This window comes from Pantoea sp. AS-PWVM4, assembly GCF_000468095.1.
Taxonomy (GTDB): Bacteria; Pseudomonadota; Gammaproteobacteria; order Enterobacterales; family Enterobacteriaceae; genus Pantoea; species Pantoea phytobeneficialis.
The window spans coordinates 14,142-39,892 of sequence record NZ_ASZC01000022.1 but is presented as its reverse complement, the minus strand read 5'-3'; the positions used below and the strand labels follow the sequence as shown (position 1 = coordinate 39,892).

The 25,751-nt window shown below is 52.3% G+C and carries 22 protein-coding genes; 12 read left to right on the top strand and 10 right to left on the bottom strand.

What is annotated here, in order from left to right; genetic code table 11:
- Positions 1–209 precede the first annotated feature (209 nt).
- Together L579_RS19335 and adhP are read left to right on the top strand one after the other, a co-directional pair.
- Entirely contained in the window at positions 210–1,730 is a 1,521-nt protein-coding gene (locus tag L579_RS19335) for an acetaldehyde dehydrogenase ExaC (protein ID WP_021185850.1), read from the top strand.
- Positions 1,731–1,762: 32 nt separating this feature from the next.
- The gene (gene adhP, locus L579_RS19330; RefSeq protein WP_021185849.1) at positions 1,763–2,803 is read left to right on the top strand and encodes an alcohol dehydrogenase AdhP; all 1,041 of its coding nucleotides are present in this window, start codon (positions 1,763–1,765) and stop codon (positions 2,801–2,803) included.
- A gap of 32 nt (positions 2,804–2,835) precedes the next feature.
- On the opposite strand, the gene L579_RS19325 is transcribed toward adhP, so the two are convergent.
- The 8 genes from L579_RS19325 to L579_RS19290 form a co-directional block, all read right to left on the bottom strand.
- Positions 2,836–4,200, bottom strand: a complete 1,365-nt coding sequence (locus tag L579_RS19325; RefSeq protein WP_021185848.1) for an MFS transporter — start codon at positions 4,198–4,200, stop codon at positions 2,836–2,838.
- 132 nt (positions 4,201–4,332) lie between these two features.
- A complete protein-coding gene (gene cyoE / locus L579_RS19320) occupies positions 4,333–5,220 on the bottom strand; it encodes a heme o synthase (RefSeq protein WP_036627589.1) in 888 nt (295 codons plus the stop codon).
- Between the two features lie 12 nt (positions 5,221–5,232).
- The gene (locus L579_RS19315) at positions 5,233–5,562 is read right to left on the bottom strand and encodes a cytochrome o ubiquinol oxidase subunit IV (RefSeq protein WP_036627544.1); all 330 of its coding nucleotides are present in this window, start codon (positions 5,560–5,562) and stop codon (positions 5,233–5,235) included.
- A complete protein-coding gene (locus L579_RS19310; protein ID WP_013508127.1) occupies positions 5,562–6,179 on the bottom strand; it encodes a cytochrome o ubiquinol oxidase subunit III in 618 nt (205 codons plus the stop codon). Before L579_RS19310 ends, L579_RS19315 begins: the two co-directional genes overlap by 1 nt.
- A complete protein-coding gene (gene cyoB / locus L579_RS19305) occupies positions 6,179–8,161 on the bottom strand; it encodes a cytochrome o ubiquinol oxidase subunit I (RefSeq protein ID WP_021185845.1) in 1,983 nt (660 codons plus the stop codon). The genes L579_RS19310 and cyoB overlap by 1 nt, the downstream gene beginning before the upstream one ends.
- Positions 8,162–8,165: 4 nt before the next feature.
- Positions 8,166–9,092 carry a cytochrome o ubiquinol oxidase subunit II gene (gene cyoA / locus L579_RS19300; protein ID WP_021185844.1) on the bottom strand — a complete coding sequence of 309 codons (927 nt, stop codon included), beginning with the start codon at positions 9,090–9,092 and terminating at the stop codon, positions 8,166–8,168.
- Between the two features lie 437 nt (positions 9,093–9,529).
- Positions 9,530–11,023, bottom strand: coding sequence for a muropeptide MFS transporter AmpG (ampG, locus tag L579_RS19295; RefSeq protein ID WP_021185843.1), 1,494 nt, complete (start codon positions 11,021–11,023; stop codon positions 9,530–9,532).
- Between the two features lie 53 nt (positions 11,024–11,076).
- Positions 11,077–11,655, bottom strand: a complete 579-nt coding sequence (locus L579_RS19290; RefSeq protein ID WP_021185842.1) for a lipoprotein — start codon at positions 11,653–11,655, stop codon at positions 11,077–11,079.
- Between the two features lie 269 nt (positions 11,656–11,924).
- Here L579_RS19290 and bolA point away from each other — a divergent pair, with 269 nt between their 5' ends.
- From bolA to L579_RS19245, 9 genes are all read left to right on the top strand, one after another.
- Entirely contained in the window at positions 11,925–12,239 is a 315-nt protein-coding gene (gene bolA, locus L579_RS19285) for a transcriptional regulator BolA (RefSeq protein ID WP_013508132.1), read from the top strand.
- Between the two features lie 305 nt (positions 12,240–12,544).
- Positions 12,545–13,849: a trigger factor gene (gene tig, locus L579_RS19280; protein ID WP_021185841.1), complete on the top strand. Its 1,305-nt coding sequence runs from the start codon at positions 12,545–12,547 to the stop codon at positions 13,847–13,849.
- Between the two features lie 339 nt (positions 13,850–14,188).
- Positions 14,189–14,812: an ATP-dependent Clp endopeptidase proteolytic subunit ClpP gene (clpP, locus tag L579_RS19275; RefSeq protein ID WP_013508134.1), complete on the top strand. Its 624-nt coding sequence runs from the start codon at positions 14,189–14,191 to the stop codon at positions 14,810–14,812.
- Positions 14,813–14,940: 128 nt separating this feature from the next.
- Positions 14,941–16,212: an ATP-dependent protease ATP-binding subunit ClpX gene (gene clpX, locus L579_RS19270; protein ID WP_021185840.1), complete on the top strand. Its 1,272-nt coding sequence runs from the start codon at positions 14,941–14,943 to the stop codon at positions 16,210–16,212.
- Between the two features lie 190 nt (positions 16,213–16,402).
- Positions 16,403–18,757: an endopeptidase La gene (gene lon / locus L579_RS19265; protein WP_013508136.1), complete on the top strand. Its 2,355-nt coding sequence runs from the start codon at positions 16,403–16,405 to the stop codon at positions 18,755–18,757.
- A gap of 213 nt (positions 18,758–18,970) precedes the next feature.
- Entirely contained in the window at positions 18,971–19,243 is a 273-nt protein-coding gene (hupB, locus tag L579_RS19260) for a nucleoid-associated protein HU-beta (protein WP_014606441.1), read from the top strand.
- Between the two features lie 240 nt (positions 19,244–19,483).
- On the top strand, positions 19,484–21,352 hold the full coding sequence (gene ppiD, locus L579_RS19255; protein WP_021185839.1) for a peptidylprolyl isomerase: 1,869 nt from the start codon (positions 19,484–19,486) through the stop codon (positions 21,350–21,352).
- Positions 21,353–21,491: 139 nt separating this feature from the next.
- A complete protein-coding gene (locus L579_RS19250; protein ID WP_021185838.1) occupies positions 21,492–21,815 on the top strand; it encodes a ComEA family DNA-binding protein in 324 nt (107 codons plus the stop codon).
- A 102-nt stretch (positions 21,816–21,917) separates the two neighbouring features.
- Positions 21,918–22,316 carry an acyl-CoA thioesterase gene (locus L579_RS19245; protein WP_021185837.1) on the top strand — a complete coding sequence of 133 codons (399 nt, stop codon included), beginning with the start codon at positions 21,918–21,920 and terminating at the stop codon, positions 22,314–22,316.
- Between the two features lie 41 nt (positions 22,317–22,357).
- Here the strand turns inward: L579_RS19245 and queC are convergent, their stop codons facing one another.
- Entirely contained in the window at positions 22,358–23,053 is a 696-nt protein-coding gene (gene queC, locus L579_RS19240; protein ID WP_021185836.1) for a 7-cyano-7-deazaguanine synthase QueC, read from the bottom strand.
- A 26-nt stretch (positions 23,054–23,079) separates the two neighbouring features.
- A complete protein-coding gene (locus tag L579_RS19235; protein ID WP_036627523.1) occupies positions 23,080–24,807 on the bottom strand; it encodes an SgrR family transcriptional regulator in 1,728 nt (575 codons plus the stop codon).
- A 94-nt stretch (positions 24,808–24,901) separates the two neighbouring features.
- On the opposite strand from L579_RS19235, the gene cof reads away from it, so the two are divergent.
- Entirely contained in the window at positions 24,902–25,726 is an 825-nt protein-coding gene (cof, locus tag L579_RS19230) for an HMP-PP phosphatase (RefSeq protein ID WP_021185834.1), read from the top strand.
- Positions 25,727–25,751: the final 25 nt, after the last annotated feature.

Genomic DNA, 25,751 nt, shown 5'->3' with positions numbered 1-25,751 from the left:
GATTTTTACCGTACCATTCCATTAAGTTATTACGGTTATTTTTTATGTAACTCTATGTTGAGTATCACTATTTTTTAATCCATCGCAAGCTGAAAAAAACTGGCACGCGCGCTGCAATAGTGATGCTGGCAGCGGGCTGTTCAACCTGGCGACCCTCAGGTTGCCGCTGCCAGCTCCAGAACATCTGACCCTACATTAAGGAGTTTGCGATGCGTTATGCACATCCCGGCACGCCCGGCGCTTTGGTTTCTTTCAAAGCGACTTACGGCAACTACATTGCGGGCAAATTCACAGAGCCGCTCAGCGGCCAGTACTTTACTAACACCTCGCCAGTTGATGGCAGCGACATTGCGCAGTTCCCTCGATCGGACGCGCGTGATATCGACTTAGCACTGGATGCAGCTCATCAGGCTGCTGACGCCTGGGGAAAAACCAGTGTGCAACACCGTGCCAATCTGCTGTTACAGGTGGCGGATCGTATCGAAGCCAATCTGGAAATGTTGGCCGTAGCCGAGAGCTGGGACAACGGTAAGCCGATCCGTGAAACGCTGAATGCGGATCTGCCATTGGCGGTTGACCACTTCCGTTACTTCGCGGGCTGCCTGCGCGCGCAGGAAGGTAGTACGGCAGAGATCGATGAAAACACCGTCGCCTACCACTTCCACGAGCCGTTGGGCGTGGTGGGGCAGATTATCCCGTGGAACTTCCCGTTATTGATGGCGGCCTGGAAACTGGCTCCGGCGCTGGCTGCGGGTAACTGTGTGGTTCTGAAACCCGCCGAGCAGACGCCGCTGGGTATCACTCTGCTGCTGGAATTAATCGGCGATCTGTTCCCGGCGGGGGTGCTTAACGTGGTACAGGGTTTTGGCCGCGAAGCGGGTGAAGCGCTGGCGACCAGTAAACGTATTGCCAAAATCGCCTTTACCGGTTCGACCCCGGTGGGACGTCATATCATGGCGTGCGCGGCGGAGAATATTATTCCCTGTACCGTCGAACTGGGCGGTAAATCTCCCAACATCTATTTTGCCGATGTGATGGACGGTGAGCCGGAGTTTATTGAAAAAGCGGTGGAAGGTCTGGTGTTGGGCTTCTTCAATCAGGGCGAAGTTTGTACCTGCCCGTCACGCGCGCTGATCCATGAATCGATCTATGCCCCGTTTATGGAGCGGGTGATGGCGAAGATTGCCACTATTCGCCGTGGAGATCCGCTGGATACCGAAACTATGATCGGTGCCCAGGCTTCGCGTCAGCAGTTTGATAAAATTCTCTCTTATATCGACATTGCGCGGCAGGAGGGAGGTCAAATCCTGACCGGCGGTGAGCGCGCCAGCATTGCGCCAGCGTTCGATAATGGCTTCTATATTCAGCCGACGCTGATTAAAGGCGATAACCAGATGCGCTGTTTCCAGGAAGAGATTTTTGGGCCAGTTATCGGTGTCACCACCTTTAAAGATGAGGCCGAAGCGCTGGAGATTGCCAACCAGACACAATTTGGCCTTGGGGCCGGTGTCTGGACACGAAACACGAATTTGGCTTATCGCATGGGGCGTAGTATTAAAGCCGGTCGCGTCTGGACCAACTGCTACCACATCTACCCGGCACACGCTGCTTTTGGCGGCTATAAACAATCCGGAGTAGGGCGCGAAACGCATAAAATGGCGCTTAACGCCTACCAACAAACGAAAAACCTGCTGGTTAGCTACGACATCGCACCACTGGGGCTCTTTTAACCCCTTAACAGACCCTTTTGGAGAGTGAATTGATGAACATGAAGATCAAAACCACGATGAAAGCGGCAGTTGTGAAATCGTTCGGTGAACCTTTGGTGATTGAAGAAGTACCGGTGCCTTCGGTGGGCCCGGGCCAGATTCTGGTAAAAATTGCCGCCACCGGGGTTTGCCATACCGATTTGCACGCTGCTGAAGGTGACTGGCCGATCAAACCTAATCCCCCCTTTATTCCCGGCCATGAAGGTGTTGGTCAGGTTGTAGCGCTGGGCGAAGGTGTGAAACATCTTAAACTTGGCGATCGCGTGGGTGTGCCCTGGCTCTACTCGGCCTGTGGTCATTGCGAATATTGTCTCGATAGCTGGGAAACGCTGTGTCTGTCGCAGCAGAATGCCGGTTATTCAGTCAATGGTAGCTTTGCAGAGTATTGCCTGGCGGATGCTAACTACGTCGGTATTCTGCCGGATAACATTGAGTACCATGAGATCGCGCCGATTTTGTGTGCCGGGGTCACGGTGTACAAAGGGCTGAAGATGACGGATACCAAACCGGGTGACTGGGTGGTGATTTCCGGTATCGGTGGTCTGGGACATATGGCTGTTCAGTACGCGGTAGCGATGGGACTTAACGTGGCTGCTGTTGATATTGATGACGAGAAGCTGGAGTTTGCTAAACGTCTGGGTGCCAGCGTGGTGGCTAACGCGAAAAATGTCGATCCGGCGAAATTCTTCCACGAAAGCTTCGGCGGCGCGCACGGTGTGCTGGTGACAGCGGTTTCACCGAAAGCCTTTGAGCAAGCATTGGGAACCATGCGTCGTGGCGGTACGATGGTGCTGAATGGCCTGCCGCCGGGCAAATTTGACCTGTCGATTTTTGACATGGTGCTGGACGGTATTACGGTACGCGGTTCAATTGTCGGCACCCGTAAGGATTTGCAGGAGGCGCTCGACTTCGCTGGTCGTCACAAAGTGAAAGCCAATGTAGCGGTGGAGCCGTTGACCAACATCAACGACATCTTTGCCCGCATGCATGCCGGTAAAATTGAAGGCCGTATTGTTGTTGATATGTCGCTGTAAACAAAAGCCCGGCGCAATGGCCGGGCTTGGTTTTAACTGCTGGCGAGCAGCGCTTCCAGTTCAACGCGGCTCGTCACTTTACTGTCTATCTTGATGTAGGCGCTTTTCTCTTCCGGCACGATAAACACCGACGCAACACCGGGCTGGGCTTTCAGACGTTTCTCCAGATTGGGAACTGCCAGCACCGCATCGCTCAGGACAATACGCAGGCTGCTGACATAAGGGGGTTCCTGCATCGACATGCTGATAAACAGCCAAATCGCCGCGACCACCGCACCCACCAGAAACACCGTTTGTGCATCAAAATGACCAAATACCCAACCGCCCATGCTGCCGCCAATGGCGACGCCGAGGAATTGGCTGGTGGAGTAGATGCCCATCGCCGTGCCTTTATAACCCGGCGGAGATTCTTTACTGATTAAGGACGGCAGAATCGCTTCCATCAGGTTGAAGGCCAGGAAGAACAGCTGCACGCCAATCACCAGCGTCCAGAAGTGGCTGCCTGCTCCCCACAGTACGATTTCCGCCACCACAATCAATCCGACACAACTGACAAACACTCGTTTCATGCGGCGTTTGACTTCGGCATAAATAATGAACGGGATGACGCTGACAAAGGAAACCAGCATGGTCACCAGATACACTTTCCAGTGCTCGGAGGCCGGGAATCCAGCTTGTTCAAACTGGCCGGGCAGCGCCACGAAGCTCGACATCAGCAGGATGTGCAGACACAGGATACCAATATTCAGTTTCACCAGGCGTGAATTGGTCAGTACCGCGCGGATGCTGCCTTTCACCATGCCGGACTCACGGTTCAGCACATGGTTTGGGGCATTGGGCACCACCAGCAGCGTAATCACAATGCCACAGCTTGCCAGAATCGCAATCATCCAGAACAATGCATGCAGGCCGAGTGCATGGGTGACAATTGGACCGAGAACCATCGCAATAGCGAAAGTGACCCCGAAGCTGATGCCGATAAAAGCCATTGCTTTGGTTCGGTTCTGCTCACGGGTTAAATCGGACAATAAGGCCATCACGGCCGCGGCGATAGCGCCGGAGCCTTGTAAGGCACGACCAAGAATGACACCCCAGATAGAGGTGGTGGTAGCCGCAATTACGCTACCTAAAACAAACAGCAGCAGGCCACCGACAATCAGCGGTTTACGACCGATACGGTCCGAGAGTAAACCAAAGGGAATCTGGAAGATCGCCTGTGCCAGGCCATAGATACCTATCGCCAGGCCAATTAATGTTTCACTGGCACCCTGTAGCGCCATGCCATAGGTGGTGAGCACCGGCAGCACCATAAACATTCCCAGCATACGCAGGGAAAAAACCGTACCCAAACCCCATGTAGCACGCAGCTCTACCGGAGTCATTTTATTATCTTTCATTGCAACCTCTGTTAATTTGCTGCACTTATTCTAGGGAGCAGGGCAGGGCGGGTAAAACAATTGTTTTTAAGCGATGGTAACAAAAAGAAAGGGCGCGAAAATCGCGCCCTTTCATGGATTTGCGGAGCTAAATTACCAGACGTAAGTCAGCAGATCTTTTGACGCTGGGGTCATAAAATCCACCGACATCATTACGCTCAAAGCAGTGACAGCAACAATGGAGAAGACAAACAGTTTACGCGCCCAAACTTTATCGTTTGAGGTTTTGTAACCTGAAAGCGCCATCCCGAGCCACCAGACACTCACTGCCGCAGCAACGACCAGATATTTGTAGCCAGCGTAGCCGCCCAGCGACAGCATCAGCGTGGCAATCATAAACGCCAGGATATACAGCGTAATATGGTTTTTCGCCACGGAGATGCCTTTCACCACCGGCAGAACCGGGATGTTCGCTGCCTGGTAATCTTTAAAGCGGAAGATGGCAATCGCATAGGAGTGCGGCATCTGCCACAGGCTAAAGATCGCCAGCAAAATCAGCGCGCCAGCATCAAACTCGTTAGTCACCGCGCAGTAACCAATCACTGGCGGCATTGCGCCAGAGAGGCTACCAATCAGCGTACCGTAGACCGAATTACGCTTCATATAGAGGCTGTAAATGCCGACGTAGACTACGAAGCCCAGCACCGCCAGCCACATGGCCAGCGGGTTAGCACCGAAATAAAGCAACGCAAAGCCAGCAATACCTAATGCGGTTGCATAAACCAGGCTCACTTTCGCCGAGATAAGGCCTTTAACCAGCACTCGATTCCGCGTTCTCTCCATCTTGATATCGATATCGCGGTCAATCACGTTGTTGAAAACACAACCTGATGCGACAACCAGCGATACACCCACCAGTGAGATGACGAACAAGGTGTAATCAATGCTGCCTTTCGAAGCCAGCAGGAATCCACCGATCACAGAAATTAAATTGCCGAAAATAATTCCTGGTTTTGTTACTTGCAGGTATTGCTTAATCATCATGGGCGACTCTTAGTGGACCATCATGTTGTAGTTGAGGTTCCACATAATCCACAGTGAGCCTACTACGACAATCAAAATAATGACGGCCGCAAAGACAATGGCCACCATGTTCCAGCCACCCTCAGATTTGCTATCAAGGTGAAGGAAGTAGACCAGGTGCACCAGCACCTGAACCACCGCACACACCAGAACGACAGCCAGAATGGTGCCTTTAGAGGCGCCGCCATCCATCACCATCCAGAACGGGATCGCCGTCAGGATGATCGACAGGATGAAGCCGATCATGTAGGACTTCACGCTACCGTGTGATGCACCATGTTCGGTTGCTGAATGACTCATTACATGGCCCCCATCAGGTAAACAATGGTAAATACGCAGATCCACACCACATCCAGGAAGTGCCAGAACAGGCTCAGGCACATGATACGGGTGCGGTTAGTGGCGCTCAGACCACGCTTGGAGATCTGGAACATCAGCACTGCCATCCAGATCAGACCAGAGGTCACATGCAGACCGTGCGTCCCAACCAGCGTAAAGAATCCGGACAGGAAGCCGCTACGGTTTGGACCGAAGCCTTCCATGATCAGGTGATGGAATTCATAGATTTCCATCCCGATAAATCCGGCACCGAACAGGAAGGTCAACGCTAACCAGCTGATGACCGCGCCCTTGTTCTGGTTGTTCATCGCGATCACTGCCATACCATAGGTAATGGAGCTGAGCAGCAGCAGCGCGGTTTCTACCAGTACAAACGGCAGTTCGAAGATGTCTTTACCTGCCGGGCCACCGGCAGTGTTGTTGACCATAACTGCATAGGTCGCAAACAGCGTTGCGAAGATAATGCAGTCACTCATCAGGTAGATCCAGAAGCCAAAGATCTTATTGGCTCCTGCATCGTGATGCCCATGCTCCGCATGGGCGTCGTGGTGGTGTGTCGTCACAGTTTGAGTTGACATTATTTCAGACCTGCTTTGCTGATTTCGTCAAAGTGCTTCTTCTCGATCTGCTCGATTTCCGCAACCGGTACGTAGTAATCCACGTCTTCATCGAAGCTCTTCACAATCCAGGAGATGATCATGCCCAGGAAGGAAACAACCACCAGCCACCAGATGTGCCAGATAGCCGCGAAGCCGAAAATCGTACCGAAGGCAGCGATAACAATGGCAGCACCACTGTTTTTCGGCATATGAATTTCTTCATATTTAGCCGGCTGCTGATACGCTTCGCCTTTCTCTTTCATTTCCCAGAAAGCATCGCGCTCGTGAACGTGCGGGATTACAGCAAAGTTGTAGAACGGCGGCGGTGAAGAGGTTGCCCACTCCAGCGTACGACCACCCCACGGGTCACCGGTCAGATCACGGTTCTGGTCGCGGTCACGCACAGAAACGTAGAACATGATCAGCTGACACAGGATGCCACAGGCAATCAGCGCAGCACCGCAAGCCGCAACCACCAGCAGTGAGTGGAACTGCGGGTCGATGTCCTGGCTAACACGACGGGTCATACCCATGAAGCCCAGCGCATACAGCGGCATAAACGCTACGAAGAACCCGATGATCCAGAACCAGAAGGCGCGTTTGCCCCAGGTTTCGTTCAGGGTAAAGCCGAAGGCTTTCGGGAACCAGTAAGTCACACCAGCCATACAACCGAACACCACACCACCGATGATAACGTTGTGGAAGTGCGCGATCAGGAACAGGCTGTTATGCAGAACGAAGTCCGCACCCGGTACCGCCAGCAGAACACCTGTCATACCACCAATGGAGAAGGTTACCAGGAAGCCGATGGTCCACAGCATTGCTGAGTGGAACTCGATACGACCCTGATACATGGTGAACAGCCAGTTGAAGATTTTCACGCCGGTCGGAATCGCGATGATCATCGTCATGATACCGAAGAAGGCGTTAACGTTGGCACCGGCACCCATGGTGAAGAAGTGGTGCAGCCAAACGATGAACGACAGTACGGTAATGGCGATGGTCGCCCACACCAGAGAGGTGTAACCAAACAGACGCTTTTTCGAGAAGGTGGCAGTGACTTCAGCGAAGACACCAAACACCGGCAGGACAAGGATGTATACTTCCGGGTGACCCCAGACCCAAATCAGGTTGACGTACATCATCATGTTACCGCCCATTTCGTTAGTGAAGAAATGGAAGTCGAGGTAACGGTCGAGGGTCAACAGTGCCAGCGTTACGGTCAGTACCGGGAACGCAGCGATGATCAGGACGTTAGTACACAGAGCAGCCCAGGTGAATACCGGCATTTTGAACAGGTCCATGCCCGGTGCACGCATCTTCAGAATGGTCACGAAGAAGTTGATACCGGTTAACGTGGTCCCGATACCGGATAGCTGGAGACTCCAGATCCAGTAATCGACCCCGACGCCAGGACTGTACTCCGCACCCGAAAGCGGCGGATAGGCCAGCCAGCCAGTCTGCGCGAACTCGCCCACACCCAGAGACAGGTTAACCAGAATCACACCGATCGCAGTGAACCAGAAGCTCAGGTTGTTCAGGAACGGGAAGGCAACGTCGCGTGCACCAATTTGCAGCGGAACCGCAACGTTCATCAGACCTACCACGAAAGGCATCGCCACGAAGAAGATCATAATCACGCCGTGGGCGGTGAAGATCTGGTCGTAGTGGTGCGGTGGTAGTATGCCTGCTTCCCCGGCGGAAGCCATCACCTGTTGGGTACGCATCATGACTGCATCAGCAAAGCCACGCAGCAGCATGACGAATGCCATGATGATGTACATGATACCCAGTTTTTTGTGGTCGATTGACGTCAGCCATTCAGACCAGAGATATTGCCATTTACCAAAGTAGGTGATGGCGGCAATGATAGCCAGACCACCTATGATGATACCGGCAACCGTGACCATGATAATCGGCTCATGGTACGGCACTGCATCCAGTGTTAATTTTCCGAACATCGTATTATTCCTCGGCTCCCGCGGAAGCGGCGTGACTCATGTCCATGCCTTCGTGCTCTGGCATGTCCATCTTCCCGTGGCTCATCTTGAACTTATCAATAACTTGTTTGAACAGTTCAGGATTGGCCGTAGAGAAATATTCCACCGGGTGATTTTCGCTTGGCGCAGCCAGTTTTTCGAAATCATCCATGGTGGTCAGCGTGTCTGGAGCCGCTTTCACTTTGGCTACCCACTGCTGGAATTCCGCGTCGTCTTTGGTGGCAATGGCTTTGAACTTCATGCCAGAGAAACCGCGACCACTGAAGTTAGCAGACATACCGTCGAAAATTCCCGGCTCGTTGGCGATCAGGTGCAGTTTGGTCTGCATGCCCGCCATCGCGTAGATCTGACTACCCAGCGTAGGAATAAAGAAGGAGTTCATGACGGAGTTGGAGGTGATCTTGAAGCTGACCGGAGTATTTGCCGGGAAGGCAAGCTGGTTAACGGTTGCAATACCCTGGTCCGGGTAAATAAACAGCCATTTCCAGTCCAGCGCGACAACGTCGATCTCAACCGGTTTGACGTCAGAGGCCAGCGGTTTGCTCGGCTCCAGCGCGTGGGTTGATTTCCAGGTCAGAACGCCGAGGAAGAGAATGATCAGGATCGGAATGGTCCAGACCACGGCTTCCACTTTGTTAGAGTGTGACCAGTTGGGGCTATACTTCGCATTGGTATTGGTTGCCCGATATTTCCAGGCAAAAAACACCGCCATAAAGACTGCCGGGATTACGACGATCAACATCAAGCCAAAAGCTGTCAGAATCAACGAACGTTGCTCCAGTGCAATCTGTCCTTTGGGATTTAACAACGCACTATCGCAGCCACTGAGTAATACAGCGCCTGCAATTAATGACAAAATCCCCAAACTTTTATTGTATTTCCTGAGTCTCATTTAACGACCTCAATGACAAAGGGCTCTATTGTCGTTTAAGTGTGCGCGCATTTTACGGGAAGGTTTATGCAGTGTAAACCAGCTTAAGGATGTGTCAGAAGGCTGTTGACACCTTTTGCTAAGGGTGTCACAGATGTTGCGCAGGGTGACAAATTATTAACGCAGACAAGCAGTTGGCATTATTATAACAAAATCAAATGATAGAAACCGCAGTAAAATCAGGGAAAGCATAAACCGTACTTTTAATACCCATTTATTTAACAATTTTGCATCATTTTTGCGATAATAAATCTACAAAATAATTGCTCACCGGTTTTTAATATTCACGGCAATTGTTAATTTAATGTTTCTTTTTTGCGTTGTAAAAAAATGCTATCCGATAAAATTTAGTCGCTGATATTTTTTAGTCAATTAATTCGACGACAAGAATATAGCGGCTAAACCTGATGGGTTTTTACCTGAGGGTGTTTTCGCAATGCGAGGCAATCAAGAGTCACCCCGAATGCCACCGCGATCAACGCCAGGCCCATTCCCACTTCAAACAGGTGAGCCAGTAGATTACCGGGTTGCCAGAATCCTGTGGCGCTCAGCGCCAACGCCAGCAGCCAGACCGCCAGCATGGCGCAGCCAAGGCTAAACAAACGCACCGTCCAGCGATACCCTTGTTGCCACTGGCTGCGGGGGAGAAATTCGCCGCTTTGCTGGATTGCATTCAGCGTGTTACGGCACACCCACAGCAGAAGCAGACCAGGCAAACCTGCAACGACGGTAAAGGCATAGAATGTTGGCCATCCCCAGAGTTCCACTAACCAGCCTGCGGCTGGCCCGACATACACTCGACCCACAGCGGAAAGTGCGGAAAGCAGGGCAAACTGTGTCGCAGAGAATGATTTGTTGCACAGTGTCATCAGCAGCGCGACAAAGGCGGCTGTCCCCATACCGCCGCACAGGTTCTCAATAAATACCGCCCCTGCCATGCTCCATAAATGAGGCGGTGTTACCGCCAGTAGCCAGTACGCAAAATTCGATACCGCCTGCAACAGGCCAAAGATCATCAGCGCCCGGAACAGACTCAGGCGTTGCATCAGCACACCGCCATACAAAGCACCAATGATGGTTGCCAGCAGCCCAAGCGTTTTGTTGACCAGGCCAACATCGCCCGGATTAAAGCCAACGCCACGGATCAGAAAGGTCGTGGTGAGTGAGGCGGCAAAAGCATCGCCCAGCTTATAAAGGATGATAAGCGTAATCAGTAGCCAGGCATTATTGCGCTGGAAGAAATCTTTCAGCGGCAACGAGACGGCCTGGCGCAAATTACGAGGCTCATTCGCCGGAACTTCAGGTTCTTTAGCCAGCAAGGTCGCGATCAGACCTGGCAACATCAGTATGGCCATCAACCAGTAAGTGGCCTGCCAACCGAGATAACGATCGGCCAGCCACAACGCAAGACCGCCGGAGATCAGCATCGCGAGGCGGTAGCCTAAAACGGTAATGGCTGCACCGCTGCCGCGTTCTTCGGGCGGTAAGATGTCGGTTTTCCAGGCATCAAACACAATATCTTGCGAGGCAGAACAGAACGCAACCAACACCGCTACTGCGGCCAGCAGCGTTAAATCCCGGGCGGGCTGCATAAAGCCCATTGCCACGATGCCGCCGATCAACAACAACTGCGTGACCAGCAACCAGCCGCGACGCCGACCGAGGAACGGCGGCGTATATCGGTCCATCATGGGTGACCACAGGAACTTAAAGACGTAGGCCTGGCCAACAAGGGAGAAGAAACCAATGGTTTTCAGGTCGATGTTCTCAACGGTCATCCACGCCTGCAACGTGCCAGCGGTTAACGCCAGCGGAAGTCCGGAGGCGAAGCCCAGTAACAGCAAAACGGCAGCATTACGTTGGGTAAAAATGCGCAGATAGTGAGAAGTCATAACGAACCTGAAGTGAAACCCGGCCAGCAATGACCGGGCGAAGAGCGACGGAATTAGCGGGCGTTCTGTTTAATGAAATTGTGGACGCTCGTATCTTGCGCCATATCAGAGATTACGTCACTTAACGTAGAGTTAACCGCGTTAGTAATTTTGTCATTCGTTGCAGTGAAGGCGCCTTCTACACTATAGGTCTGGCGGTAGTTTTTGACCTGCTTGTTACCATTTTTTGCGGTAGCAATAATAGAAATATCCGCTTTAGTGGTAATGCTGTAACGCACGTTGCCCTGGGTAACATCGGCATACAGGCCATTGACTACGATTTGCAGATCAACCGCACCGTTCGGGCCAACCATATAGCCTCGTGCGGTCATCTGTTTCTCCAGCACTTCCTGTAACAGGAAACGCATATCACGCGACGGCGTCAGGGTGACCAACTGACCATCGCGGTTGACTTTAGCCAGCGCCTGGTCGCTACGCTGATCGGCACCATTGATACTGACAGTCACGCCCATCAGGCTTGGGTCCTGCTGCGGCAGCTGAATTTTTGGTTGAATATTCAGCGTTGTATTATTGCTGGCACAGCCGGCCAAAATTAAGGCAGCCAGCAGAGGAAATAACAGTTTTTTCAACATACTCATTCTCATTAGCGGTATATGGGTTGGTTTGCAAAACTGCGGCCATCATAGCATTGCGTGAGTGTGAAAAAAGCCCTATGCCAGTGGAAATTGATTGTAAAGGGTTTTTTCAGATGGATGGAGATAAACCGGCGTTGACCTGGGTGACAGTATGGTTAAGATGCACACCCGGTATTATTTTTTCCTGCTTCCCTGCGGAAATGGCGAAAAACCTACTAATATTTAAACAGATGAGGCACAGCGCTCGCCGTAGAGGAGTGTTACCAATGATTCGCGAAGAAATAGAAGAAAAGCTGCGTAAGGCGTTCGAACCTGCACACCTCGAAGTGCATGATGAGAGCTACCGTCATAACGTGCCTGCTGGTTCTGAAAGTCACTTCAAAGTGGTGATCGTCAGTGACCGCTTTACCGGCCAGCGTTTTCTGGCTCGCCATCGCTCCATCTATAGCGAGCTGACGGCAGAGTTTGCCGGAGGAGTGCATGCGCTGGCACTGCATACCTACACACAAAAAGAGTGGGATGGTTTACAGGATACGGTACTGGCTTCCCCCAATTGCCGTGGTGCGGGTACGCTCGCCTGATTCTTCTCACTTCACCTGCCTAAAAAAACGGCCTGCGGGCCGTTTTCACTTCCTTATTTACGCTTAAACGCGATCTGCGGCGCAAAAAAGCAGCAAAGTCGTTCAAAAGTGGTGACTTTGCAGCCTCGACTAGCCTGTATGATGCCGCTATAATGCGGCGTCTATTTTTCCGGAATGTCTTCGGGAGCTTCTGACAACAGGGAACAGGTTCTGTCAGCAGATGCCCTCCCGCTAGTTGGATACGGCGCATTTCATATGTGTGGTGTCTGAAGTTGACCGAGCACGCGATTTTTTGAGGTAGCAAGATGACAGTTTCAGTAGAAACCACTCAGGGTCTGGGCCGTCGCATTACGATTACTGTTGCAGCTGACAGCATCGAAAGCGCAGTGAAGAAAGAACTGGTGGATGTGGCGAAGAAAGTCCGTATCGATGGTTTCCGTAAAGGCAAAGTGCCGATGCAGATCGTAGCGCAGCGCTACGGTGCTTCTGTTCGCCAGGACGTGCTGGGCGATCTGATGCAGCGCAACTTTGTTGACGCCATCATTAAAGAGAAAATCAACCCGGCTGGCGCACCGAACTACGTGCCAGGCGAGTACAAGCTGGGTGAAGACTTCACCTACACCGTAGAATTTGAAGTCTACCCGGAAGTTGAGCTGAAAGGTCTCGACGCCATCGAAGTTGAGAAGCCGGTTGTTGAAGTGACCGACGCTGACGTCGATACCATGCTGGAAACCCTGCGTAAGCAGCAGGCGACCTGGAAAGAGAGCGATGCAGCGGCTGGTGCTGAAGATCGCGCGACCATCGACTTCACCGGTTCTGTTGACGGCGAAGAGTTTGAAGGTGGTAAAGCCTCTGACTTCGTACTGGCAATGGGCCAGGGCCGTATGATCCCAGGTTTTGAAGATGGCGTTGTGGGTCACAAAGCGGGTGAAACCTTCACCATCGACGTGAAATTCCCGGACGACTACCACGCGGAAAACCTGAAAGGTAAAGACGCGAAGTTCGAAATCGTACTGAAGAAAGTTGAAGTACGCGAACTGCCGGAACTGACCGAAGAATTCATCAAGCGTTTTGGCGTGGAAGATGGTTCAGTTGCGGGCCTGCGTACTGAAGTGCGTAAGAACATGGAACGCGAGCTGAAAGGTGCAATCCGTAACCGTCTGAAGTCTCAGGCGATCGACGGCCTGGTTAATGCCAACGCTATCGACGTACCGGCTGCACTGATTGACAGCGAAATCGATGTTCTGCGTCGCCAGGCGGCTCAGCGTTTCGGTGGCAACGAGAAGCAAGCGCTGGAACTGCCGCGCGAGCTGTTCGAAGAGCAGGCGAAACGCCGCGTTGTTGTTGGTCTGCTGCTGGGCGAAGTAATTCGCACCAACGAACTGCAGGCTGATGAAAACCGCGTTAAAGCGCTGATCGAAGAGATGGCTTCTGCCTACGAAGATCCGCAGGAAGTGATCGAGTTCTACAGCAAGAACAACGAGCTGATGAACAACATGCGCAACGTTGCGCTGGAAGAGCAAGCGGTTGAAGCGGTGCTGGAAAAAGCGAAAGTGACCGAAAAAGCCACCAACTTCCAGGAACTGATGAACCAGACCGCTTCGGCCTGATTCGTTAGTTAACACGAAGTGCGAAGCCCGCGACAAAATGTCGCGGGCTTTTTTTATTTTCTCACGCTGAAAAGTCTGGATTTGTCTTCTATTTGATTAATTAACCGGCAAATTATCCGATAAGCTCTTTTTCCGTGTTAGCGAATAGGGAAAAGGTTGTTATGCTTGAAATAACTGGGCAGCATCCCCAGATACAGGGAGAATGCATGAAGACAGTGAAACTGGCTGATTAACCGTCCTGTTGGTGTCGGAGTGAGGAGGCAGCGCATAGTTTTCATCGCGCGTCTCACGTAAAATCGGTACAGAATGTTGCCAACGAAATTTATCCAGGAGACGGTAATGTCATACAGTGGCGATCGTGAATTTACTGCACCGCACATGGCGCTGGTGCCAATGGTGGTCGAACAAACCTCGCGTGGCGAGCGTTCTTACGACATCTATTCCCGCCTGCTCAAAGAGCGTGTGATCTTTCTGACCGGCCAGGTTGAAGATCATATGGCTAACCTGATCGTGGCGCAGATGCTGTTTCTGGAAGCGGAGAATCCTGAGAAGGACATCTACCTCTACATTAACTCACCGGGTGGTGTGATTACCGCCGGTATGTCAATTTATGACACAATGAAATTCATTAAGCCGGACGTTAGCACCATTTGTATGGGCCAGGCCTGTTCAATGGGCGCGTTCCTGCTGACGGCAGGCACCAAAGGCAAACGCTTTTGCTTGCCTAACTCACGCGTGATGATCCACCAGCCGCTGGGTGGCTATCAAGGGCAGGCAACGGACATTGAGATCCATGCGCGTGAGATTCTGAAAGTGAAGCAGCGTATGAATGAATTGATGGCTGAACACACCGGTAAATCGCTGGAGCAGATTGAGCGTGACACCGAGCGTGATCGTTTCCTCTCTGCCAGTGAAGCGGTAGAGTATGGCCTGGTCGATTCTATTCTGACGCATCGCCAATAAGACACATCTGCCGGGTCCCTGGGCTATAGTTAACTGGACAACAGGCAGATGAGTTGAATGAATATCGGCCGTAACGTGCGGCCATTGCCGTACGCCCGTATGGCCCGAGAATGAAAAGAGGTTAGCTGATGACAGATAAGCGCAAAGACGGTTCAGGTAAGTTGCTGTACTGCTCTTTTTGCGGCAAAAGCCAGCATGAAGTGCGTAAGCTGATTGCCGGGCCGTCAGTGTATATCTGCGACGAATGTGTCGATTTATGTAACGACATCATTCGCGAAGAGATTAAAGAAGTCGCCCCGCATCGCGAGCGCAGTGCACTACCGACGCCGCATGAAATCCGCCATCATCTCGATGATTATGTTATCGGGCAGGAAAAGGCGAAAAAGGTGCTGGCTGTAGCGGTATATAACCACTACAAACGCTTGCGCAATGGTGACACCAGCAATGGCATCGAACTGGGTAAAAGTAACATTCTGCTGATCGGTCCAACCGGTAGCGGTAAAACCCTGCTGGCGGAAACGCTGGCACGCTTACTGGATGTACCATTCACCATGGCCGACGCCACCACGCTGACCGAAGCGGGTTACGTGGGCGAGGATGTGGAAAACATCATTCAGAAGCTGCTGCAAAAATGCGATTACGATGTGCAGAAAGCCCAGCGCGGTATTGTCTACATTGATGAAATCGACAAGATTTCACGTAAGTCGGACAACCCGTCTATCACCCGTGACGTATCGGGCGAGGGCGTACAGCAGGCGTTACTGAAACTGATCGAAGGTACCGTGGCAGCCGTGCCGCCGCAGGGTGGTCGTAAGCATCCGCAGCAGGAGTTTTTGCAGGTTGATACCTCAAAAATCCTGTTTATCTGTGGTGGTGCTTTCGCCGGTCTCGACAAAGTGATTTCTCAGCGCACAGAAACCGGTTCAGGCATTGGTTTTGGCGCAACGGTGAAAGGCAAATCGCAGAAAGCGAGCGAAGGTGAACTGCTGTCTCAGGTAGAGCCGGAAGATTTGATCAAGTTCGGTCTGATTCCTGAGTTTATTGGCCGTCTGCCCGTCGTGGCAACGCTGAATGAACTGAGTGAAGAAGCCCTGATCCAGATTCTGCGTGAGCCGAAAAACGCCCTGACCAAACAGTACCAGGCATTGTTTAACCTGGAAGGCGTTGAGCTGGAGTTCCGTGACGAAGCGTTAACGGCGATTGCCAAAAAAGCAATGTCACGCAAAACCGGTGCGCGTGGTCTGCGTTCGATTGTTGAAGCTGCCTTACTCGAAACCATGTACGACCTGCCTTCAATGGAAGACGTCGAAAAAGTGGTGATTGATGAGTCAGTGATTGATGGCCAGTCCGAGCCAATGTTGATCTACGGAAAGCATGAAGCTCAAGCCTCTGGCGAATAAATAAACAATTAAACCACGTTGTTATCTTATAAAAGGGGAAAATCTTTCCCCTTTTGTTTTTCTCACGCCTGTGACATTGAATGTCGGATAAGCATCCCCATATACTCAATATCCTGTGGGTTTAACTGCATATTGATTGTGATCAGGCGGTTCCCATCACCTGGCGGACATTAAACTAAGAGAGAGCTCTATGAATCCTGAGCGTTCTGAACGCATTGAAATCCCTGTGTTGCCTCTGCGCGACGTAGTGGTTTATCCGCACATGGTAATTCCGTTGTTTGTGGGTCGGGAAAAATCGATTCGGTGCCTCGAAGCCGCGATGGATCATGATAAGAAGATCATGCTGGTTGCACAGAAAGAGGCTTCAACGGATGAACCTGGTATTAACGATCTCTTCTCTGTAGGGACCGTCGCTTCGGTATTGCAAATGCTGAAGCTGCCGGATGGTACGGTTAAAGTGCTGGTTGAAGGTTTGCAGCGCGCACATATCACCACGCTGGCAGATAATGGTGACCACTTCGTTGCCCAGGCTGAGTATCTGATCTCGCCCGAAATCGAGGAGCGCGAGCAGGAAGTGCTGGTCCGTACGGCCATCAATCAGTTTGAAGGCTACATCAAGCTTAATAAAAAAATTCCTCCTGAGGTTTTGACCTCACTTAACAGTATTGACGATGCAGCCCGTCTGGCTGACACCGTTGCGGCACATATGCCGTTGAAACTGGCCGACAAACAATCGGTGCTGGAGATGTCCGACGTCAATGAGCGTCTGGAATATCTGATGGCGATGATGGAGTCAGAAATCGATCTGCTACAGGTTGAGAAGCGTATTCGCAACCGCGTGAAAAAGCAGATGGAAAAAAGCCAGCGCGAGTATTACCTCAATGAGCAAATGAAGGCGATTCAGAAAGAGCTGGGCGAGATGGATGATGCGCCTGACGAATATGAAGCGCTGAAACGCAAAATTGAAGCGGCGAAAATGCCGACCGAAGCGCGTGAAAAAGCCGAAGCGGAATTGCAGAAGCTGAAAATGATGTCGCCGATGTCAGCAGAAGCGACCGTGGTACGTGGCTACATCGACTGGATGGTGCAGGTACCGTGGAACGCGCGCAGCAAGGTGAAAAAAGACCTGCGTAAAGCGCAGGAAACGCTGGATACCGACCATTACGGTCTGGAGCGTGTCAAAGACCGCATCCTTGAATATCTTGCGGTCCAGAGCCGTGTCAGCAAAATCAAAGGGCCGATTCTGTGCCTGGTCGGACCGCCGGGGGTAGGTAAAACCTCGCTGGGTCAGTCGATTGCGAAAGCAACTGGCCGTAAATATGTCCGTATGGCGTTGGGTGGGGTGCGTGATGAAGCAGAGATTCGTGGACATCGCCGTACTTACATCGGTTCAATGCCGGGCAAATTGATCCAGAAAATGGCGAAAGTGGGGGTGAAAAACCCGCTGTTCCTGCTGGATGAAATCGACAAAATGTCGTCCGACATGCGTGGTGATCCGGCTTCGGCACTGCTTGAAGTGCTGGATCCGGAGCAGAACATTGCGTTTAACGATCACTATCTGGAAGTGGATTACGATCTGTCAGACGTGATGTTTGTGGCGACCTCAAACTCGATGAACATCCCGGCACCGCTGCTGGACCGTATGGAAGTGATTCGTCTGTCTGGTTATACCGAAGATGAAAAACTGAACATCGCCAAACAGCACCTGCTGCCGAAACAGATTGAACGTAACGCGCTGAAAGAGAAAGAAATCAGCGTTGATGATAGCGCCATTATGGGCATCATTCGCTACTACACTCGTGAAGCGGGCGTGCGTAGTCTGGAACGTGAACTCTCCAAACTGTGCCGTAAAGCTGTGAAAGCGCTGCTGATGGACAAAGCGAAAAAACACATCACCATCAACGGTGATAACCTCAAAGATTTCCTTGGGGTTCAACGCTTTGATTACGGTCGCGCGGATAGCGAAAACCGTGTTGGTCAGGTAACCGGTTTGGCGTGGACGGAAGTGGGCGGTGACTTGCTGACCATCGAAACCGCCTGTGTTCCGGGCAAGGGTAAACTGACTTACACCGGTTCGCTGGGTGAAGTGATGCAGGAGTCAATCCAGGCAGCATTGACTGTTGTGCGTGCGCGTGCAGAGAAATTGGGTATCAACGGTGATTTCTATGAGAAACGTGATATCCATGTGCATGTGCCAGAAGGTGCCACACCGAAAGATGGTCCTAGCGCGGGTATCGCGATGTGTACCGCGCTGGTGTCCTGCCTGACAGGTAATCCGGTGCGTTCTGATGTGGCAATGACCGGTGAGATCACTTTGCGTGGTCAGGTGCTGCCAATCGGTGGTTTGAAAGAAAAACTGCTGGCAGCGCATCGTGGTGGCATCAAAACGGTGTTGATCCCGGACGAGAACAAACGCGATCTGGAAGAAATTCCGCAGAACGTGATCGCCGATTTGACCATTCATCCGGTGAAACGCATTGAAGAAGTGCTGAACCTGGCATTGGAAAATGCCCCTTACGGTATGCAGGTTGCGACGGCAAAATAGTGATTAACGGCAAAAACCGTTAAAAAGCGAGGCGGGCAGGCGAAATGGTGCTTGCCAGCCTTTTTTTGTGCCGCTAAGTTAGGGGGCTGCTGGATCAACGATTAAGACGAATACCGTTGTTTCGGCTCAACAGGCTTGATATAACTGGCTGCGCGTTCGTATCCGGCGGGAAGCGCGGATGCGATGTGAATAATAAAAGAGGGGATGAATAGAGTGAATAAGTCACAGTTGATCGACAAAATTGCTGCAGATGCGGATATTTCTAAGGCAGCAGCTGGACGTGTATTAGATGCATTCATGGGTTCCGTTTCTGACGCGCTGAAAGGCGGTGATGAAGTGGCATTGGTTGGTTTCGGTACATTCTCTGTTCGTGAGCGTGCTGCTCGCACAGGCCGTAACCCGCAAACCGGTAAAGAAATCACCATTCCGGCTGGTAAAGTGCCGGGCTTCCGTGCTGGCAAAGCACTGAAAGACGCTGTCAATTAATGACCGCTGTCACATCCGTTGAAGCATTTTCTTCAGCGGATTGAGGACGCAAAAGCCGTTCTCATGTAACATACGGGCACATCAATTTTGATGTGCCTTTTTTTATTCTGATGCGCAGCAAATGGCCCCTTTGGCTGTTGTCTCCGCAGGGTTGTCAGCTGCCAGCCTGAATTGCAGTTGCGCGATGATGACATCGTGTCAGAGCTTTACATTCACACTACAGCGGAGTGTTGTCATACCATGATGGACAATTTACGTGCGGCGGGTAATCACGTCGTGCTCAAAATCATTCTGGGATTGATTATCCTGTCCTTTGTTCTGACTGGGGTGGGTAACTACCTGATTGGCGGTAACAGTGATTATGCTGCCAAAGTTAACGGACATGAGATCAGTCGTGGAGAGCTGGAGCAGGCGTTCAACACTGAGCGGAATCGTCAGCAGCAGATGCTGGGCGACCAATTCTCTCAGCTGGCCAGTAATGAAGGCTACATGCAGCAGATGCGTCAGCAGGCCCTTTCTCAGCTGATTGACCAGGCTTTGCTCGATCAGTACATCAAAGATCTGCACATGGGTATCAGTGACGATCAGGTCAGGGATGCGATTTTCAATCAGCAGGCTTTCCAGACCAATGGTAAGTTCGACAACGCCAAATACAACGGTCTGATTACCAGCATGGGCTTCACTGCCGATCAATACGCTGAAGCGCTGCGTAAACAGCTGGCAAACCAGCAACTGATCAATGCCGTAGCAAACACCGACTTTATGCTTAAAGGCGAAACCAGCAAGCTGGTTGATCTGGTGGCGCAGCAGCGCGAAATTCGTCAGGCCATCATTGATGTCAATGCATTGGCGGCGAAACAAACAACCACCGATGACGAAATCAGCCAGTACTATCAACAGCATCAAAGCAGCTTTATGGCACCGGAGCAGTTCCGCGTCAGCTATATCAAGATGGATGCGGCGAGCTTGCAGGAAAACGCCAGCGAAGCGGATATTCAGAGCTGGTTTGATCAACACAAAGCCGACTACTCGCAGCCGCAACGTAACCGCTACAGTGTCATTCAGACCAAAACTGAAGCGGATGCCAATGCCGTGTTGGATGCGCTGAAAAAAGGCGAAGATTTCGCTACCCTGGCGAAAAGCAAATCCATCGACCCAATCTCTGCCCGTAAAGGCGGCGACATGGGCTGGCTGGAACCGAACACCACGCCGGATGAACTAAAAAATGCCAATCTGACCGAGAAAGGCCAGCTTTCAGGTGTGATCAAATCCTCGGTTGGTTTCCTGATTGCCCGTCTGGATGATATCCAGCCGGAGCAGGTTAAGCCGCTGTCAGAAGTGCACGATGCAGTTGCTGAAAAAGTGAAGCAGGAAAAAGCGGTTGATGCCTTCTATAAAATGCAACAGAAGGTCAGCGAAGCCGCCAGCAATGACAATGAATCACTGGCAGGCGCAGCAGAGGCTTCTGGCCTGAAAGTGGTTGAAACTGACTGGTTCAGTCAGGATAGCGTGCCGCAGGACCTGGATTTCGACGCGGTTAAACAAGCCATTTTCAACGGTGGCTTAGTCGGACAGAATGGTGCGCCGGGTAATAACTCCGACATCATCTCAGTGGATGGCGACCGCGCGTTTGTCCTGCGTATCAGCGAGCACAAACCTGAAGCAGTCAAACCGCTGGATCAGGTCAAAGCACAAATCGCCGATACCCTGAAGCATGATAAAGCAACTCAGCAGGCGAAAGAGCAGGCGAATAAGTTGCTGGCCGATCTCAACGCCGGTAAGCAGGATGTGCTGCAAGCCGCCGGTCTGACGCTGAGCGCCAGCAAAACCGTCGATCGCAATGCGCAGGACCCGGTTGCACAGTCTGCATTCAACCTGCCGCAGCCGGTTGACAACAAACCGTCATGGGGCGTGAGCGAAGACATGCAGGGTAATGTGGTACTGGTGGCACTGGATAAAGTCAGCACTGGCAGCATGCCACAACCGCAGATTGACCAGATGGTGAAAGGTGTGACGCAGAATAACGCGCAAATCGCCTTCGAAGCCCTGCTGGAAAACCTGCGCAAAGAGGCCAAGATCAAGTACGGCGCAGCCGCACAAATGCAGTAAGCCTCGCAAAAAAATCAGAATGGTTGAAACAGACAAAGGCCGCTTATGCGGCCTTTTCCATTTCTGAGATTCGGCTTTTGAGCCTGATTCTGTGCTGTGACACTCTGCCTCTGCTGTTAAACACAAGGAGAGACACAGCATGATCAAACAAACTTTTCAGGTCTTATTCTTCTCGCTGGCCCTTGGCGGTACGGTGTGTTCCACCAGTCTGGCAGCGGCAGAAAGCCCCAGTGAGACACAGGCAACGCAGGTATCACCGCCAGCGGAAGGACAGGTCAGCATCAATCAGGCAAGCGCAGAAGAACTTGCAGCTGCAATGAATGGTATTGGCCTGAAGAAAGCCCAGTCTATCGTTAGTTATCGCGAACAATACGGCCCATTTACCGCAATTGAGCAATTAAAGGAGGTGCCAGGTATCGGTAGCGCGTTGGTTGAGCGTAACAGCGCCCGCCTGAAACTGTGAGAAAGCTCGCGACTCAGGAAGGATGAGGTCAACCTGTATTTACGCTGTGCTATGCTCAACAGGTCCAACCAGTTGTCATTCACAGCGTAATCAGGAGCAATAATGCAGACCACGATCAAAGTGCGCGGTTACCATCTTGACGTCTATCAGCACGTAAACAATGCGCGTTACCTGGAGTTTCTGGAGGAGGCGCGCTGGCAATGGCTAGAGGATGTCGATGCGTTCAACTGGCTGGTACAGCAGAAGCTCGCTTTTGTGGTGGTGAATATCAACATTAACTATCGCCGCCCGGCAGTGCTGGGCGACGTGCTGACGATTGAGAGTGAGATAGCGCAGTTGAATGGCAAGAGTGGCGTTATTTCACAGCGGGTGTTGTTAGCCGGCGATGGTTCACCGGTTGCCGATGCGGCATTAACCTTTGTCTGCATTGACCTGCGTACGCAAAAAGCAGTGCCAATGGAAGGGGAGTTACGCGAACGGCTGGCGGCATTAATGGTATGACGAGAGGCTGGCGTCAGCGACGCCAGCAGGGTGAAGCGGGATCAGGCCAGCCCGCTTTTTTGTTTCATCTGCGCCATGATGGCTGAGGCATTAGCCTGATAATCTGCCAGACCACGGGCGCGCAGATGGCAGGCAGCACATTCGCCACAACCGTCACCTTTGACGCCGTTATAGCAGGTCAGGGTTTCTGCACGCACCAGTGGCAACTGTTGCCAGTAATCCGCCAGTGCCCATGTTTCCGCTTTGTTGAGCCACATCAGCGGCGTTTCGAAACGAATATTGCGCGCCATGCCCAGGCTGACGGCGTTATTCAACGCTTTGACGAATTCATCGCGACAGTCAGGGTAACCGGAAAAATCGGTTTCACACACCCCGGTGATGACGGCTTCGGCTTCCACCTGGTATGCATAAATCGAGGCCAGCGTTAAAAACAGAATGTTGCGTCCCGGCACGAAAGTACTCGGCAGGCCGCTGGCGTTGGGATCATAGGTCGGCACCGGGATGTTATCACGCGTCAGGCTGCTGACCGCCAATTCGTTCAGCAGCGTTACATCCAGCACCTTATGCGCGCGTGCGCCAAGTTTCTTTGCCAGTTCGGCCGCAACCTCAATTTCTTCGCGATGACGCTGGCCATAATCAAAGGTGACGCAATGCACTTCATCATACTGCTGCAACGCCTGAATTAAACAGGTGGTGGAGTCTTGTCCGCCACTGAATACTACAACGGCTCTTTTCATCTTTTCTTCCGTATAAAACCCAGCCCTTATGGTAATGGCTCAGCTGTGTGATGAACAGTATCGACTGCGGCGGGAGGAGGGATCCACGCGCGGGTAAAGTCGAACCAGCCCAGGCTGTTAAGTTGAATGCCTTCCACGCCGGGAGGGGCAGAGATTTGATAGCGATAATTAAATAACGGCAGTAGATACCCGGCGCGCATCAGTTGCTCAAACAGCTGGTGGCTAAGAATAGCACGCTGCCCCGGGTCCTGTTGTTGCGCAATTTCGCGCAGATGCTGACGTAAATGGATCGCACTTTGCGTTCCCCGGAGTGGCTGCCATAGCGGATCGTTCTCCAGCCAGCTTACGAGGGTAAACAGCGGCGCGTCACCAATCAGGCGATCGCCCATCACCAGATCGGCTTCGGCCAGTTCACGTTCATCGCGCCAACTTTTGACGTCATGAAATATGCAAGTCAGCTGGCAGCCCTGCGCAGCTAATAGCGGCTTCAGGGCTTCCGCCATCACATGTAATTCCACTGGCAGATGATAATGCAAGGTGAGTGCAGCAGGCAGTATGACCAGCGTTTCTTCCGAGGCAGGCACCGGCCAGCCTGGCAGCAACTCCTGGCTGGGAGTGATCAAGCCTTCATCCAGCGGCAACTGTTGGATCATGCCACTTCGCTGAATCAGGGCAATTAAGGTTTTAGCCTGCGCAGTACTCAGGCGTGCTGAGAGACGGGGAGCCAGATAACAGAATCCCAGACTGATGCTGCGATCGACCGGGCGCAGTGTATCCAGCTCGTCAGGATCGCCAATGGCGATTTGTACCGGATGGCGGCAACTGGTGCCCAGGGTGCGATCAAACAGTTGGGGGGTGATCCAGTATTCAACCGCCTGAATCAATGGTCGTTGCAGATGCCAGCGCGCATGACTTTCCAGTCGTACCAGCTCAGCGGCGAAATGCGTCAGTTTCCATGCACCGCTACCGATGTCATCACGTTCAGGATGTGGCAACAGGCAGTATTGGTGCGCCAGCCGTTGCGGCAGCCAGTAGTCACTGTGACGCAGGTGAATACGTAGCGCCAGTGGATGGGGCGCAGTGATACTTTCCACCGAGGCAAGCAGTCGCAACCCCGGAGTACTATGGCGGATCTTGTTAAACTGCGTGACCAGTTGTGCGGCATACAGCGGTTCATCGTTATGCCAGCTTAATTGCGGGCGCAACCAGAAAAACCAGTCACAGCCCGTGGCGTCATGTTGCCAGTGGTGAGCCAAATCACCCACGACATCGTCGCCGTTGAAGCGTGTCAGACCAGAGAAAATCTGGCGCGCCAGATGCTGTTCGGCACGTCCGGTTATTCTCAGCGGGCGCAAGGGTTCAAGGGCACGATAGTAGGGAATGCGTAGTACCGGAGCCTGGTTAAGCCACTGACCGCCCATCAACGGACGCAACATGTTCAACAGATGATCGGGTTGCACATCCAGCACCTGCAATGCCTGCACCGCTTCGCCTGCGGCGAGTTGCTGCTGCAAAAGTTGCTGGCGTAGCTGTTCCGGTGACGTGAGAAAGGTCAGGATTCCCTGTTTTCCGCGCCCCGCAGCACCCTGCCAACGCAGCCAGCCCGCGTCCTGCCACTGGCGCAGCAGGGTGCGAATATGGCGTTCGCTGCAAAAGCAGTGCTGTGCCATGGCTGAAACACTCAGTTGCTGGGGAGCACCCTGGCTAAGTTGCCAGAGCCGCTGGAATTGATTGACCCGATGAAGTTGCCGCATCGCCTAAACCCGGAACAGTTTTCGAAAAGTATTCACTATTAGTTCCGCAATTACCAGGCGATAGTGGGAGTATCACACCGACAGGAGAACTCGCATGGCCCGCCTCGCGGCATTTGATATGGACGGTACGCTCCTGCTGCCGACTCATCGCCTGGGTACAGAAACTCTCGCCAGTTTGCATGCCCTGCATCAACGTGACGTCACGCTGGCGTTTGCTACCGGACGTCATTTGCTGGATATGCAGCCGGTGGTGCGTGAGCAAATCACGCTACCCGCCTGGCTGATTACCGGCAATGGTACCCGCGTACACGATCTGGATGGCAAACAGTTATATGGCTGCGATCTGCCGCCTTCTATCGCCGAAGAGGTGATTCATCGCCACTGGCAAACACCTGCGACCATTCATATTTTCAATGATGAAGGCTGGTTTACCGACAAACCGCTGCCCTGGGTGCGGGAAGCGCATGTAATGAGCGGCTTCCACTATCAACTGCGTGATCTGCAACGTATGTCGGCGCATGAAGTCACCAAGATCTGTTTTATTGCCCCGCATGAGACGTTGTGTTTACTGAAAACCGAACTGGATGCGGCATTGGGTGAACGCGCGAATATCTGTTTTTCTGCCTGGGATTGCCTGGAAGTCTTACCGCTGGATTGTCACAAAGGAGCGGCTCTGGCGCGACTATGCCAGCATCTTTCCCTGTCGCTTGCCGATTGTATGGCGTTTGGCGATGCCATGAACGATCGCGAAATGCTGGACCGTGTCGGCAACGGTTTCATCATGGGCAATGCCATGCCTCAATTGAAAGCGGAGTTGCCGCATTTGCCGGTTATTGGACGTTGCGAGACACAGGCTGTGTCTCACTATTTAAATCACTGGATGACCACACCACACCTCGATTATTCCCCCGAATGCTGAGGCTTGCAGTGAACCGGACAGGATG